The sequence below is a fragment of the Pseudomonas sp. ADPe genome, assembly GCF_014843515.1.
Lineage (GTDB): Bacteria > Pseudomonadota > Gammaproteobacteria > Pseudomonadales > Pseudomonadaceae > Pseudomonas > Pseudomonas citronellolis.
The window spans coordinates 2,110,056-2,123,824 of record NZ_CP062122.1 but is presented as its reverse complement, the minus strand read 5'-3'; the positions used below and the strand labels follow the sequence as shown (position 1 = coordinate 2,123,824).

The window sequence follows — 13,769 nt, the reverse complement described above, 5'->3', positions numbered from 1 at the left end:
GAAGCTCCATGCGTCGCGAACCCATAGTGCTGTTCGACAACGGCACCCACCAATGCCTGTGCTTCGACGACCTCGTCAGTGGCGACGGGGTGCAGTCCAACCAGTTCCTCATCGTCGACCACGGCCAGTACCTGCTGCTCGACCCGGGCGGCGACCTGACCTACACGCCGCTGTCGCTGGAACTGTCGAAGCTGATGCCGTTGCAGGACCTGGACTACATCTTCGCCTCGCACCAGGACCCGGACATCATCGCCGCGCTGGACAAGTGGCTGCTGCACACCCGCGCCAAGGTCGTCTGCTCCAAGCTCTGGGCGCGCTTCCTGCCGCACCTGACGGCCAGCTACCTGGCGGTCAGCCACGGCATCTCCACCTACGACCGCGTCATCGCCGTGCCCGACCGCGGCCAGTTGCTGAACCTCGGGCGCTGCCAGCTGAAGGTGCTGCCGGCGCACTTCCTGCACTCGGTGGGCAACTTCCAGATCTACGACCCGGTCAGCCGCCTCCTCTTCTCCGGCGACATGGGCGCCTCCCTGGTGGACGACGCCAGCCCGGTGCAGGACTTCGCCGAGCACCTGCCGCACATGCTCGGCTTCCACCGCCGCTACATGGCCAGCAAGAAGGTGTGCCGGCTGTGGGCGGACATGGTGCGCGGCCTGGACGTGCAGATGATGGTGCCGCAGCACGGCCGGCCCTTCGTCGGGAGGCCGATGATCGACGCCTTCCTGGACTGGATCAGCGGCCTGGAATGCGGCATGGACCTGCTCGGCCCGGCCGACTACCAGGTGCCGCGCTGAATCCGTCCGCCATTCCGGCGTGATCGGCGCTTATAGCCGTCATGGCAGCGTGCTAGGGTTCCGCCGGAGCTGACGACAAGAGGCCCGCCGATGCCCATGCCCTCCCTGCGCCCGCTGCTGCGTGGCCTCACCCTGGCCGCCGGCCTGTGCCTGCTGGCGCCGGCCCACGCGGAAACCTGGCCGGACGCCGACTGGCAGTCCGGCCCCACGCCCAGTGGCCCGGCGTTGCAGGCCTTCGAGGCCTATGCCTTCCCGGCGCGCGACGACGCCACCCGCCAGGGCGTGCGCAGCGACGCCGTGGTGGTGATCCGCGACGGTCAACTGGTCTACGAACGCTATGCCGGGCCGACCCGCGCGCAAACCCCGCACCTGGCCTGGTCGATGAGCAAGAGCATCATGGCCTGCGTGCTCGGCGTGGCCTACGGCGAGGGCCGCTTCCAGCTGGACGACGCGGTGGCGCAGCACTTCGCGCCCTTCGCCGCGCACCCGCAGGTGAAGATGCGCCACCTGCTCAACTGGGCCTCGGGCCTGGCCTGGGAAGAAGACTACGAATACGCCCCGCTGAAATCCTCGGTGGTGGCCATGCTCTACACCCGCGGCCGCGACGACATGGCCGGCTTTGTCGCCGGCTTCCCCGCCGACGCCGAGCCGGGCCAGCGCTTCCGCTACTCCAGCGGCGACAGCAACGTGCTCGCCGCCAGCCTCAAGCAGATGGTCGGCGACGCCTACGCGGACTACCCCTGGACCGCGCTGTTCGAGCCCCTGGGCATCCGCTCGGCGGTGTGGGAACGCGACGCCAGCGGCACCTTCGTCGGCTCCTCCTACGCCTACATGAGCGCCCGCGACCTGGCGCGCATCGGCCTGCTGATGCAGCGCGGCGGACGCTGGAAGGAGCGCCAGCTGCTGCCCCAGGCCTGGATGCAGTTCGCCCTCACGCCGTTCGCCAACTACCGCCCGAGCGCGGAAGATGCCAGCGACGGCGTGCCCGGCGGCCAGTGGTGGCTCAACCGCGCCCCGGCCGGCGCCGGCCTGCCCTGGCCGAACGCCCCGGAAACCGCCTTCGCCGCCCTCGGCCACTGGGGCCAGGCGCTCTACGTGTTGCCCGACCAGAAGCTGGTGATCGTGCGCTACGCCGACGACCGCGACGGCAGCTACCGCCACGACGACTTCCTCAAGCGGGCCCTCGCGGCCTTCGCCCAGCCGGAGGCCAAGCCATGATCCGCCGCCACCCGCTGCTCAGCCTGCTGCTCCTGGCGCTGGTCGCCCTGGCCGGCTGGGCCTGGGCCAACCGCGTGCACCTGGAGTCCTTCCCGCCGATCATCGGCGCCTACACGGCCAAGGAGTACTGCTCCTGCCGCTACGTCATGGGCAACAGCGCCGAGTACTGCCAGGGCTACACCAAGCAGTACGTGCCCACCAGCGCCTTCCTCGACGACGCCGAGCACAAGCGCGTGACCGCCAGCGGCCTGGGCAGCACCCAGACCGCCGCCTGGCTCGGCCCGCGCGAGGGCTGCCGGCTGCTGCCGCAGCCGTAGGGCGGATAACGCCTACGGCGTTATCCGCCGCTTGGCCTTGGTTCCCGGCGGCGTCTGGGTTGACCTGGGCGTTGGCTGTGGCCTTGGTGTATCGGCGGATAACCGCGAACGGTTATACGCCCTACGTCTGAACCAATGGCGCTGCCGCCTGCCCAATGGGCTCGCCGGCCGGTTTGCAAGCCGACGGCGGGCGGCTATCGTTGGCCGTTGATCCAGCCGTTTTCCATGTAAGGGATTTCATGCGCTCGCTGTTCGCCTTCCTCTTCGCGGCCTGCTTCGCCGCCTCCGCCCAGGCGGCCTGGTACCTCGACTACGAGTCCTCGCGGCTGAACTTCGTCACCGGCCGCGGCGCCGCCGGCGCCGACAACAACCGCTTCCTGGTCATGCACGGCAGCGTCGACGACCACGGCAAGGCCAGCCTGCGCATCGAGCTGGACTCGGTGCTCAGCGGCGTGCCGCTGCGCGACGAGCGCATCCGCGAGCTGCTGTTCGAGACCGAACGCTACCCCGAGGCCAGCGTGGAGGCGCAACTGGACCTGGGGCCGATCCTCGGCCTGGCCAACGGCGCGCAGCTGGAAATGCCGCTGCCGTTGCGCCTGGACCTGCACGGCGCCAGCCGCGCCTACCGCGCCGAGGTGTTGGTGACGCGCCTGGACGAACGGCGCTTCCAGGTGGTGACGCTGTCGCCGCTGATCCTCGACGCCGCCGACTTCGGCCTGACGCCGGGCGTGGAGCAACTGCGCAAGCTCGCCGGCCTGCAGACCATCAACCTGGCGGTGCCGGTGGGCGCCGTGCTGATCTTCGCCCAGCGGTGAGCGGGCCGGTCTTCCCCTGGCGCAGCGGCAACCGCTTCGCCCTGCTGGTGGACGGGGAGGACTTCTTCCCGAGCATGCTCACGGCCATCGCCCGGGCGCAGCGCCAGGTGGACCTGGAGCTGTACCTGGTGGAGGGCGGCACCTGTTCCGAGTTGCTGCTGGAAACCCTGATCGACGCCCTGCGCCGCGGCGTGGCGGTGCGCTGCCTGTTCGACGGCTTCGGCGCCCTGCGCCTGGGCAGCGCCTGGGGCCGCCGGCTGCGCGAGGCCGGCGGCGAGCTGCGCCTGTACAACCCGCTGCGCTGGCGCGGCGGCTGGCGCAACCTGTTCCGCGACCATCGCAAGCTGCTGCTGGTGGACCAGGATGTTGGCTACGTCGGCGGCGCCGGCGCTACCGACGAGTTCTGGTCGGTGCCGGAGAACGCCAGCGCCTGGCACGAGGTGATGGTGGAAATGCAGGGCCCGGTGCTGGCCGACTGGCTGGTGCTGTTCGAGCGCCAGTGGCATGCCTGCCTGCAGGCCAAGGCCTGGCGCCCGCAGCAGATGCTGCCGCCGGCGCGCCTGCCGCCCACGCCCGTGGGCGGTAGCGGCCTGGGCCGGGTGGCCTACGCCGACGCCCGTCAGCACCGCGACATCCTGCAGTCGCTGGTGCGCAGCCTGAACGGCGCGCAGCAGCGCATCTGGCTGGCCACGCCATATTTCCTGCCCACCTGGAAGGTCCGCCGGGCCCTGCGCAAGGCCGCGCGGCGCGGGGTGGAGGTGCGCCTGCTGCTGACCGGCCGGCTCACCGACCACGCCCCCGTGCGCTATGCTGGGCAGCGCTATTACCCGCGCCTGCTGCGCGCCGGCATCCGCATCTTCGAATACCAGCCGCGCTTCCTGCACATGAAGGTGGTGCTGGTGGACGATTGGACGAGCGTCGGTTCGTGCAACTTCGATCATTGGAACTTGCGGTTCAATCTGGATGCCAATATCGAGATACTGGACGCCGACTTCACGGCGGCGGTGGCCGATTGCCTGATCGCCGACTTCGCCGCCAGCCGGGAGATCGATTTCACGCTGTGGCACGGCCGCTCCCTGTGGATGCGCCTGCACCAGCGGTTGTGGGGCTGGCTCGACCGGGTGGTGGTGAACTTCCTCGATCGTCGCCGTTGAGCAGTCCGCCGGGGCAGGCACCCCGGGGAGAACGGGAGCAAGGTCGTGAACAAGAGCGGCAAGGAAAGGTTCATCGGGCTGGAGTGGTTGCGCTTCCTGCTCGGGATATACGTGGTGGTCTACCACACCCTCCATGCCTACCCGGCGGAGCAGAAGTTCCGCGGGCTGGACGAGCTGACCAGCCTGGGCTTCTTCGCCACCAGCACCTTCTTCGTGCTCTCCGGCTTCCTCCTGGCCCACGTCTACGTCACCGACGGCCAGTTGCGCGAGAGCCCGCGCAGCTTCCTCACCAAGCGCTTCTCCAACCTCTACCCGATCCACATCTTCTCGATCCTGCTGACCATCGGCGTGCTGCTGCTGATCAGCCAGTTGGGCATCGGCCCGGACCTGGACCAGGCCACCCCGCGCTTCGTGGTCTACGACACCCACGAGCGCCTCGGCCAGAGCCACCCGGAGCTGTTCCGCCACTGGATGAGCGACCGCGAGCTGCTGCTCAACAGCATCCTCCAGCTGACCATGCTGCAGGCCTGGAACCCGCTGTACCTGACCTTCAACGCGCCGCTCTGGTCGCTGTCCACGCTGTTCTTCTTCTACCTCTGCTTCCCGGCGCTGGCGCCGCGGCTGATGCGCATCGGCAACAAGCGGCGGGCGCTGCTGGCGCTGTGGCTGCTGTACCTGGTGCCGCCGCTGCTGCTGGCGCTGCACCAGCAGTACGGCATGCCCTGGACCGGCCTGCTGCACCGCAACCCGATCCTGCGCCTGCCGGAGTTCCTCGGCGGCATCCTCGCCTACGGCCTGTTCCGCGAGCACAAGGACAGCGGCCGCCTGCCCGGCACCGGCGCGGTGCTGGCGCTGGGCGCCTTCGTGGTGGCCAACTTCCTCGCCGCCGACTACCTCTACACCCAGGGCGCGCGGCACTGGTACTTCCTGCTGCACAACGGCCTGCTGCTGCCGGCGCAGTTGGTGCTGGTGTACATCAGCGCCTTGCCGCGCGACCCGCACAGCCCGGCGATCCGCCACTGGTCGCCGCGCCTGGGGGCGGCCTCGCTGTCGCTGTTCGCCCTGCACGTGCCGCTGTTCACCCTGTTCTCCCGCGCCGAGAAGCTGATCCGCGCGCCGGGCGACTGCCTGGCCGACTGGGCCTACTGCATCACCGCGGCCACCGAGCAGCAGCTGTCGCTGTGGCTGTACCCGCTGTTCCTGCTGTTCATGGTGGTCAGCTGCGTGCTGTTCCAGGAGCGCTTGGTGGTACCCACTCGGAAGTGGCTGGTGCGTCACCTGTTACCGCAGGCGGCGCAGAGGCGCCCGGCCACGCTGCCCTGAGGCGCCGCCACCCGGACTTTCGGCGGGTGGCCCGGCGGCCGGCGCTGGTTATGCTCACGGCATGACCACAAGAAGGGACTGACGCATGTTGCGATCGCTGCTGGGCCTGGTTCTCCTGCTGCTGGCCGGTTGCAGTTCCCCCGGCGCCTTCTTCGGCGCCACCGACGGCCAGGCTTTCGCGCCGCTGCGACCCGGCGACGCGCAGCATGCCCTGGTCTACCTCTACCGCCCGCAGAACCAGTGGGCCGACGAGGAACTGGAAGCCCCCGGCCTGTTCCTCAACAACGAGCTGATCGGCAGCCTGCCGAGCAACGGCTACCTGGCCCTGGAGTTCGAACCGGGCAGCTTCAAGCTGGAAATGCGCCGGCCGCTGTTCGGCAGCTTCTGGACCTTCTTCGCCGACGGCCCGCTGGATTTCACCCGTATTTCCAGCTTCATGCTCGAAGCCAAGGCCGGCGGCGTCTACTACCTGCGCTACGACGAGGACCGCGTGCCCGCCAAGCGCAGCCACAGCGAGGGCGACGGCCCGCTGCAACTGATCGAAGCGCGCCTGGCCGAGCCCGAGATCGCCAGCACCCGCCTGGTCCAGGAACCGGCGCAGATCGCCGCCAGCGGCTACGAGGTGCGGCGCCAACGGCGCTTCTGGGAAGGTGTCGGCAAGGCCCTGGACAAGGTCGGCATCTGAACCCCTCCAGGTTATGAGTTGAACTCATAGCTCCTTGAGTTTTTATGCTTACCGGCCCGCAACGGGCCGGTGCTAAAAAATCGCGCAACGGCTCCCGACAACAACAACGAGCGATTGCGCCATGCCTTCATTCCTCCCGCTGCTTTCCCGCTTCCCGCTCGTTCCTCCTCCAACCCCGTCGCGAACCGCCTACTGAACCCGGCTGCCCCGCAGCCCTGCGCCCGGACCTTCGCGGTCCGCGCCCCCGCTCGCCCTGACGATCCCACGAGGTACCCATGAAACAGCTCGATCTCTACATCGGTGAAGGCTTCGAAGGCCCCGGCGTCAACGCCGCGCACATCAACATCCTGCTCGGCCCGCGCAACGGCCCCGCCGGCCAGGCCTTCGCCGGCAGCCTGGCCTCGCCCAGCCAGGGCCACTGCCCGTTCATGGTGATCGCCCAGCCGAACCTCCCGGTCAAGCCGATGACCCTCTACGTGAACAAGGCCCCGATCGGCGGCGACCTGCACGCCAACGCCACCTGGGGCGCGTCCCAGGCCGGCATCGCCAAGGCCGTCACCGAGGCCCTGCTGGACGGCACCCTGCCGGCCGAAGCCGAGGACGAGTGGGCCATCGTCACCGCCAACTGGGTCAACCCGGCCTGCGACGACCTGGATGCCGTCTACCTGAACAACTACAACGCCTGCCGCACCGCCATCCGCGCGGCGCTGGCCTGCAAGCCCGAGCGCGCGCAGCTGGCCGACGTGGTCGGGCAGATCGCCAACCCCTTCTACACCCCCAAAGCCTGAGGTCGCCGCCATGCAATACATCCGTCTCGGCAACTCCGGCCTGCAGGTCTCCAAGCTGTGCCTGGGCACCATGAACATGGGCACCCCGGACTGGAAGCCGTGGATCTTCGACGAACAGCGCAGCGAACCGATCGTGAAGCACGCGCTGGACGCCGGGGTGAACTTCATCGACCTGGCCGACTTCTACTCCGCCGGTGTCGGCGAGGAAGTGGTGGGGCGCATCCTCAAGCGCCTGGTGCGCCGCGAGGACATCGTGGTCACCACCAAGGTCGGCTACGGCACCCGCCAGGGCATCAACGCCAGCGGCCATTCGCGCAAGCACATCCTGGACAGCATCGACGCCTCCCTGGCCCGGCTGGGCATGGACTACGTCGACATCTACATGCTGCATTTCTATGACCTGAACACCCCGGTGGAAGAGGCGATGGGCGCGCTGAACGACATCGTCCGCGCCGGCAAGGCCCGCTACATCGGCGTGTCCACCATGCTCACCGGGCAGTTGGCGAAAATCCTCATGGCCTGCGAGCGCAACGGCTGGGTCAAGCCGATCAACATGCAGCTGCAGCTCAACTGCGCCTACCGCGAGGAAGAACGCGAGATGATCCCCTTCTGCCGCGACCAGGGCCTCGGCGTCTCGGTGTTCAGCCCGCTGGCCCGCGGCCTGCTGACCGGCGATGCGCAATCCACGCGCAACCAGACCGATTTCTTCACCCAGCAGATGTACGCCGACGAGGCCTCCTTCGAGATCGCCCGCTCGGTGCAGCGCGTGGCCCGGCGCCGCGGCGTGAGCAACGCGCAGGTCGCCCAGGCCTGGGTGCTCAATCACCCCGGCGTGGACTGCATGCTGGTCGGCGCCGACACCACGGCGCAGTTCGACAGCGCCCTGGCCGCCCTGGAGACGCGCCTGGACGAGGAAGAACTCTACGAACTGGAGCGCAACTACACACCCTGCGACCTGATCAACGACTACACCGCCGGCAAGCGCATCCTCCGCGTGGCCCGGCCGATGCGCGAGACCTTTTCGCTGACGGAGGCCGTGGCATGAGCGCACTGCTGAAAGCCGGCCACTACATCGACGGACAGTGGCACAGCGGCGGCCCGACCTACGCGGTACGCAACCCGGCCACCGGCGAGGTGGTCATTGAGGTGCCGCGCGGCGGCGCCGAGGAAACCAACGCCGCCATCGCCGCCGCCGAGCGCGCCCTGCCGGCCTGGCGCGCTCTGCTGGCCAAGGAGCGCGCGGCGCGCCTGCGCCGCTGGGCCGAACTGATGCTGGCCAGCCAGGACGAACTGGCGCGCCTGCTCAGCCGCGAGCAGGGCAAGCCGCTGGCCGAGGCGAAGGGCGAGGTGGCTTACGCCGCGAGCTTCCTCGAATGGTTCGCCGAGGAAGCCAAGCGCGTGTACGGCGACGTGATCCCCTCGCCCAAGACCGACGCGCGCATCGTCGTCACCAAGCAGCCGATCGGCGTGGTGGCCGCCATCACCCCGTGGAACTTCCCCCTGGCCATGGTCACCCGCAAGGTCGGCCCGGCCCTGGCGGCGGGCTGCACGCTGATCCTCAAGCCCTCGGAAGAGACGCCGCTGTCGGCCTTCGCCCTGGCCGTGCTGGCCGAGCAGGCGGGCATCCCCGCCGGGGTGTTCAACATCGTCTCCGGCGACGCCCCGGCCATCGGCGGCGCGCTGCAGGCCTCGGGCGTGGTGCGCAAGCTGTCGTTCACCGGCTCCACCCGCACCGGCAAGCTGCTGATGCGCCAGGCCGCGGACACCCTGAAGAAGGTCTCCCTGGAACTGGGCGGCAACGCGCCCTTCATCGTCTTCGCCGACGCCGACCTGGACGCCGCGGTGCGCGGCGCCATGGCCTCGAAGTTCCGCAACACCGGGCAGACCTGCGTGTGCGTCAACCGCTTCTACGTGCAGGACGAGGTGTACGAAGCCTTCACCGCCAAGCTCGCCGAAGCGGTGCGCGCGCTGCGCGTGGGCAACGCCCTGGAAGGCGACACCGAGCAGGGCCCGCTGATCAACGAAGCGGCCCTGGCCAAGGTCGAGCAGCACGTCGGCGATGCCCTGGAGAAGGGCGCCCGGCTGCTCTGCGGCGGCCAGCGTCATGCCCTGGGCGGCACCTTCTACGAGCCCACGGTGCTGGCCGAGGCGAACGCCGGGATGCTCATTGCCGGCGAGGAAACCTTCGGTCCGGTGGCCGCCTGCTTCCGCTTCCGCGACGAGGCCGAGGCGCTGCGCCTGGCCAACGACACGCCCTACGGCCTCTCCGCCTACTTCTACAGCCGCGACATCGGCCGCGTCTGGCGCATGGCCGAGGGCCTGGAGGCGGGCATGGTCGGCATCAACGAAGGGATCATCTCCACCGAGGTGGCGCCCTTCGGCGGCATCAAGGAATCCGGCCTGGGCCGCGAGGGCTCCAAATACGGCCTCGACGACTACCTGGAGATCAAGTACCTGCTGCTCGGCGGCCTGTCCGACTGACGCCGCCCCGCATGCAGCCGCGGCCACGCCGCTAAGGAGTTCCGCCAACCGCCGCCGCCCCGACCGGTGCGGCGGTCATCCTTCCGTTCAGACAACAAGAAAAAACTCGGAGACGATCATGTCGGGTAACACAGTCAGAATCGATGACCTGCCCATCGGCAGGTTCCACATCAAGATCGCCGGCCTCACCTTCGGCGCCCACTTCACCGACGGCTACATCCTCGGGCTGATCGGTATCGCCTTCACCCTGATCAACCCGCAACTGAACCTCGACCCCTTCTGGCAGGGCCTGATCGGCAGCTCGGCGCTGCTCGGCCTGTTCTTCGGCAGCCTGTTCTTCGGCTGGATTTCCGACCACCTGGGGCGGCAGAAAATCTTCCTCATCAGCTTCGTGCTGATCACCCTGGCCTCGCTGCTGCAGTTCTTCGCCGAGACGGCGCTGCAACTGTTCCTCTGCCGGGTGCTGATCGGCATCGGCCTGGGCGGCGACTTCAGCGTCGGCCACGCCATGCTCGCCGAGTTCTCGCCGAAGAAGCACCGCGGCGTGCTGCTGGGCTCCTTCAGCGTGATCTGGACCTTCGGCTACGTCGCCGCCACCTTCGTCGGCACCGCCATGCTCGGCCTGGGCGACGACGCCTGGCGCTGGATGCTGGCATCCTCGGCGATCCCCGCCGCCATGATCCTGATCGCCCGCATCGGCACCCCGGAATCGCCGCGCTGGCTGGTGCACAAGGGCCGTGTGGAAGAAGCGCGGGCCATAGTGCGCAAGCACCTGGGCGCGCACGTGGTGCTCGACGACGAGATCGCCGAGGAGCACAAGGGCGGCTTCCGCCAGCTGTTCAGCGCGCAGTACCGCAAGCGCACCGCGTTCAACTGCCTGTTCTTCATCTGCATCGTCATGCCGTACTTCGCCATCTACACCTTCCTGCCGTCGATCCTGCAGAAGATGGGCCTGGCCGAGGGTTTCGGCACCGAGATGCTGCTCAACGCGCTGCTGGTGGTGGGCGCCCTGCTGGGCATCTGGTGCACGGTTAAATTCACCCGCCGCGGCTTCCTCATCGGCTCCTTCCTGATCCTCTCCGCCGCGCTCTTCCTGCTGGTGCTGCTGCCCGGCAGCCTGGCCTGGCTGATGGTGGCGACCTTCGGCCTGTTCACCCTGGTGCTCTCGGCGGTGAGCAACCTGGTCGGCGTCTACCCGGCGGAAAGCTTCCCCACCGAGGTGCGCGCCGGCGGCATCGGCCTGGCCACCGCCGCCAGCCGCCTGGGCTCGGCGCTGAGCACCTTCCTGCTGCCGGTCAGCGTGGCCGGCATCGGCCTCAACCCGACCATGGCCATCCTCGCCGGCATCCTCCTGTTCGGCGCGCTGATCTCCATGGCCTGGGCGCCGGAGACCAAGTACCTGACGCTGACCGACGCCGGCAGGGGCGAAGGCGAGGCGGGGCCGGCGCAGCCGGCGGCGAAGGTGATGGCAGTACTCTAGCCGGCCGTGTCAGGGAGCCTGCGGTGAAGGGGCTCCCTGTTCAGGTTGGGAGGCGAAATGGCTTTTCTCCCATTCCCGATCGGGACGTTTCGGACATGGAGCGGGGATGCATGCGCTGTATGAGCTTGTGCAATAATTGAGCACTGCACGAGGTGCTCATGACTGCAAAAGCGAAGACAGGGAAGGAAAGAAAGGCTATCCAGCCCGGAGCTGTTCCCATTGAAGTGCCTGTTACCGATCCTGAAGAGACCGGACGCTACCTGCATGTCCATCTGGACGACGAGGAAGAGCAGAAGAATCTCTATGCCGCCATCATTCGTGCCGCGGACATGAAAAGCCCGGAAATCGTGGCGGAACATATCGAGCCATACAATCATGCCATGCGGAGTTTCCAATACAGCAGCAGTCGGATTGCGAGCGCCTTGTCCGAAGCGGTGAGAGGTCATGAGCCGATGCACGTGGCATCGCTCCAGGCGAGGGATGCGTCACGGGATACCGATCGATTCGCAGCTTGTGGTGAGACGGTTCTGAATGTCCGACGGGCACTGGACATGCTGGAGAACCCACCGAAGGCTAACAAGGCCTTGAAGAAGATCCTCTCGCTGCGCTGACTGCTGGCGCTAAGAAGAATGAATGGATTTCATCACTGTCGACTTCGACAAGTCGGTGAACCGCAGGACGTTTGACTGCGTCTCTCCAGACCTCAACGACTACATCGTCAAATACGCCTCCCAGGATCAGAAGCGCCATCTGTCCAGGACATTCCTGGCGCTGGGAAGGGAGCGAACGCTCCTCGGGTACTACACGCTGGCGAGTACGTCGGTTCGCCTCGAGGACGTGGCCGAGCAGGAGCGGAAACGGCTCCCGCGCTATCCGCTTCCGGCAGTGCTGCTGAGTCGTCTGGCAGTGGATAGGTCGTGCCAACGGCAGGGGTTGGGGCAACGACTACTCGCTGATGTATTTCGCCGCCTCTATGCAATGTCGAAGCATGCCGGTATCGCTTTCCTGGCAGTCGACGCCAAGGATGAGGCGGCGGCAAGGTACTACAAGTCGCTGGGTTTCGAATCTTCCGATATGGACCGGTTACGCCTGGTGTATCCGACAGCGCCTCTTTTTGAAGAGCTTGCCCATCAGGATTCGAGCGGGCGGCCCCCAGCTACCGGCATCCGTAAGTAGATACCGCTAGGCACCTCAGGCTGTTCTGGAGGTGCCATCCGGCAACGGCGGATAACGCTTCGCGTTATGCGCCCTACGGTCGGGGGATGTCCTGCTCCAGGCGCCTGGTCGAAGAGGGCCACGCCGAGGGTGCCCTCCAGGGCTGCTAGGCACCGGGAGACGGCCGCGTGGCCTTAGGGGCTCATCAGCCCGCGGATGCGCCGGGTGAGGTCGTCCAGCTGGCGCAGGGTGCCGACGTCGTGGGCGCGTTCGTCGTCCGCCTGCGATAGGCCCAGGGCGACGTTGGCCAGGGCGTGGACCCGCGCGGGTTCCACGCCCAGTACGTGGGCGACGCGCTTGGCGGTGGCGGTATCGTTCAGGGCTTCCTGGGCTGCGTCGAGCAACTCCTTCAGCAGTCGCTCGTCCAGCAGGTTCAGTGTGTGCTTGATAGACATGATCGGGTCCTTGCGGTGGCGATTTCCGGCGTCCGTGAGCGGGGGCGGACTCCAGCGCATGATCTTGGACCGCCATGCCTTTGGGAGGAGCGGCAAGGTCTGTGCAATTCCTCCGAGTCGGACGGGGGAGATTTCCACGCGAGGGGCGAAGCTGTCGGCAAATCCTCAAAACGGCTAGGGGTTGCTCATCAGTTCCAGCCAGTCCTGGAAGCGCTGCACCTTGGACAGGCCGCGCTTGTCGGCGGGGATGTCCAGCCAGTAGCCATAGGGGCCGAGCACTTCCACCGGGGTGATCGGCAGCAGGCTGCCGGCGGCCAGTTCGCGTTCGATCATCTGCCGGTCGATCACCGCCAGGCCGCCGCCGGCCAGGGCAGTGTGGATGACCTGGTCGAGGGTGCTGAACTCGATGCCGCTGCCGGCGTCGACGTCGTTGCGGCCCACGGCTTCCAGCCAGTTCTCCCAGACCTTCAGGCGCTTGCCTTCGTGGAGGATGTGCAGCAGCGGGTGGGCGTGCAGCTCCGGCGGGCGTTCGCCGTCGAACAGCTCCGGGCTGGCCACGGCGATGTGCCGTTCCATCACCAGCAACTGGCTGTGGCAGTGGGCGGCGGCCTCCAGGCCGAAGCGGATGCGGCAGTCCAGTTCGCCGGGGTTGTCCGCGTCCTGGGCGTTGGTCACGCTCAGGCTGATGTCCGGGTAGCGCTGGAGGAAGCTGCGCAGCCGCGGCGACAGCCAGCGCGTGCCCCAGGTCGGCGGTGCGAGGATGCGCAGGCGCTGGCGCAGGTTGGGCACGCGCACCGCCTGCAGGGCGCGCTCGATGCGGTCGAAGGCCTCGCCCAGGTGCGGCGCCAGGGCGCTGCCGGTCTCGGTGAGGGTCAGGCCGCGCGGCGTGCGCACGAACAGGCTGACGCCCAGGTAGTCCTCCAGTTGCTTGATCTGCCGGCTGACCGCGCCCTGGGTGACGTTGAGCGCCTCGGCGGCGCGGTTGAAGCTGCGGTGGTGGGCGACTTCCTCGAAGACCCGGAGCATGTTCAGGGGCGGCAGGCTGCGCATGGGGCGGCTTCCGAAAGGGCGCGCGGGGTGGCGCGCGCGGGCTGGTCGTGGTGC

General features: G+C 68.0%; 15 protein-coding genes. 13 read left to right on the top strand and 2 right to left on the bottom strand.

Features of this window, described 5'->3' with window-relative positions:
• The first annotated feature begins 8 nt into the window (after positions 1–8).
• The 13 genes from IG194_RS09680 to IG194_RS09620 all read left to right on the top strand — a co-directional run bounded on the left by IG194_RS09680 (position 9) and on the right by IG194_RS09620 (position 12,231).
• Positions 9–794 carry an MBL fold metallo-hydrolase gene (locus IG194_RS09680; RefSeq protein ID WP_058487562.1) on the top strand — a complete coding sequence of 262 codons (786 nt, stop codon included), beginning with the start codon at positions 9–11 and terminating at the stop codon, positions 792–794.
• Between the two features lie 90 nt (positions 795–884).
• Positions 885–2,012 carry a serine hydrolase domain-containing protein gene (locus IG194_RS09675; RefSeq protein WP_058487561.1) on the top strand — a complete coding sequence of 376 codons (1,128 nt, stop codon included), beginning with the start codon at positions 885–887 and terminating at the stop codon, positions 2,010–2,012.
• Positions 2,009–2,329: a hypothetical protein gene (locus IG194_RS09670; protein ID WP_058487560.1), complete on the top strand. Its 321-nt coding sequence runs from the start codon at positions 2,009–2,011 to the stop codon at positions 2,327–2,329. The genes IG194_RS09675 and IG194_RS09670 overlap by 4 nt, the downstream gene beginning before the upstream one ends.
• Positions 2,330–2,568: 239 nt before the next feature.
• Entirely contained in the window at positions 2,569–3,144 is a 576-nt protein-coding gene (locus IG194_RS09665; protein WP_058487559.1) for a YceI family protein, read from the top strand.
• Between the two features lie 74 nt (positions 3,145–3,218).
• Positions 3,219–4,298: a phospholipase D-like domain-containing protein gene (locus IG194_RS09660; RefSeq protein WP_099049138.1), complete on the top strand. Its 1,080-nt coding sequence runs from the start codon at positions 3,219–3,221 to the stop codon at positions 4,296–4,298.
• 45 nt (positions 4,299–4,343) lie between these two features.
• The gene (locus IG194_RS09655; RefSeq protein ID WP_058070333.1) at positions 4,344–5,621 is read left to right on the top strand and encodes an acyltransferase family protein; all 1,278 of its coding nucleotides are present in this window, start codon (positions 4,344–4,346) and stop codon (positions 5,619–5,621) included.
• A gap of 85 nt (positions 5,622–5,706) precedes the next feature.
• On the top strand, positions 5,707–6,306 hold the full coding sequence (locus tag IG194_RS09650; protein ID WP_058070332.1) for a DUF2846 domain-containing protein: 600 nt from the start codon (positions 5,707–5,709) through the stop codon (positions 6,304–6,306).
• Positions 6,307–6,581: 275 nt separating this feature from the next.
• On the top strand, positions 6,582–7,094 hold the full coding sequence (gene fae / locus IG194_RS09645; protein ID WP_009615752.1) for a formaldehyde-activating enzyme: 513 nt from the start codon (positions 6,582–6,584) through the stop codon (positions 7,092–7,094).
• A gap of 10 nt (positions 7,095–7,104) precedes the next feature.
• Positions 7,105–8,139 carry an aldo/keto reductase gene (locus tag IG194_RS09640; protein WP_058487557.1) on the top strand — a complete coding sequence of 345 codons (1,035 nt, stop codon included), beginning with the start codon at positions 7,105–7,107 and terminating at the stop codon, positions 8,137–8,139.
• A complete protein-coding gene (locus IG194_RS09635) occupies positions 8,136–9,575 on the top strand; it encodes an NAD-dependent succinate-semialdehyde dehydrogenase (protein ID WP_058487556.1) in 1,440 nt (479 codons plus the stop codon). Before IG194_RS09640 ends, IG194_RS09635 begins: the two co-directional genes overlap by 4 nt.
• Before the next feature lie 118 nt (positions 9,576–9,693).
• A complete protein-coding gene (locus IG194_RS09630; RefSeq protein WP_058487555.1) occupies positions 9,694–11,055 on the top strand; it encodes an MFS transporter in 1,362 nt (453 codons plus the stop codon).
• Positions 11,056–11,213: 158 nt separating this feature from the next.
• Positions 11,214–11,666, top strand: coding sequence for a hypothetical protein (locus IG194_RS09625; RefSeq protein WP_009615760.1), 453 nt, complete (start codon positions 11,214–11,216; stop codon positions 11,664–11,666).
• Positions 11,667–11,688: 22 nt separating this feature from the next.
• Positions 11,689–12,231, top strand: a complete 543-nt coding sequence (locus tag IG194_RS09620) for a GNAT family N-acetyltransferase (protein WP_024128431.1) — start codon at positions 11,689–11,691, stop codon at positions 12,229–12,231.
• Positions 12,232–12,404: 173 nt separating this feature from the next.
• Here the strand turns inward: IG194_RS09620 and IG194_RS09615 are convergent, their stop codons facing one another.
• Together IG194_RS09615 and IG194_RS09610 are read right to left on the bottom strand one after the other, a co-directional pair.
• Entirely contained in the window at positions 12,405–12,665 is a 261-nt protein-coding gene (locus IG194_RS09615) for a hypothetical protein (RefSeq protein ID WP_009615762.1), read from the bottom strand.
• A gap of 174 nt (positions 12,666–12,839) precedes the next feature.
• Positions 12,840–13,715: a LysR substrate-binding domain-containing protein gene (locus tag IG194_RS09610; RefSeq protein ID WP_009615764.1), complete on the bottom strand. Its 876-nt coding sequence runs from the start codon at positions 13,713–13,715 to the stop codon at positions 12,840–12,842.
• Between the last annotated feature and the right edge of the window lie 54 nt (positions 13,716–13,769).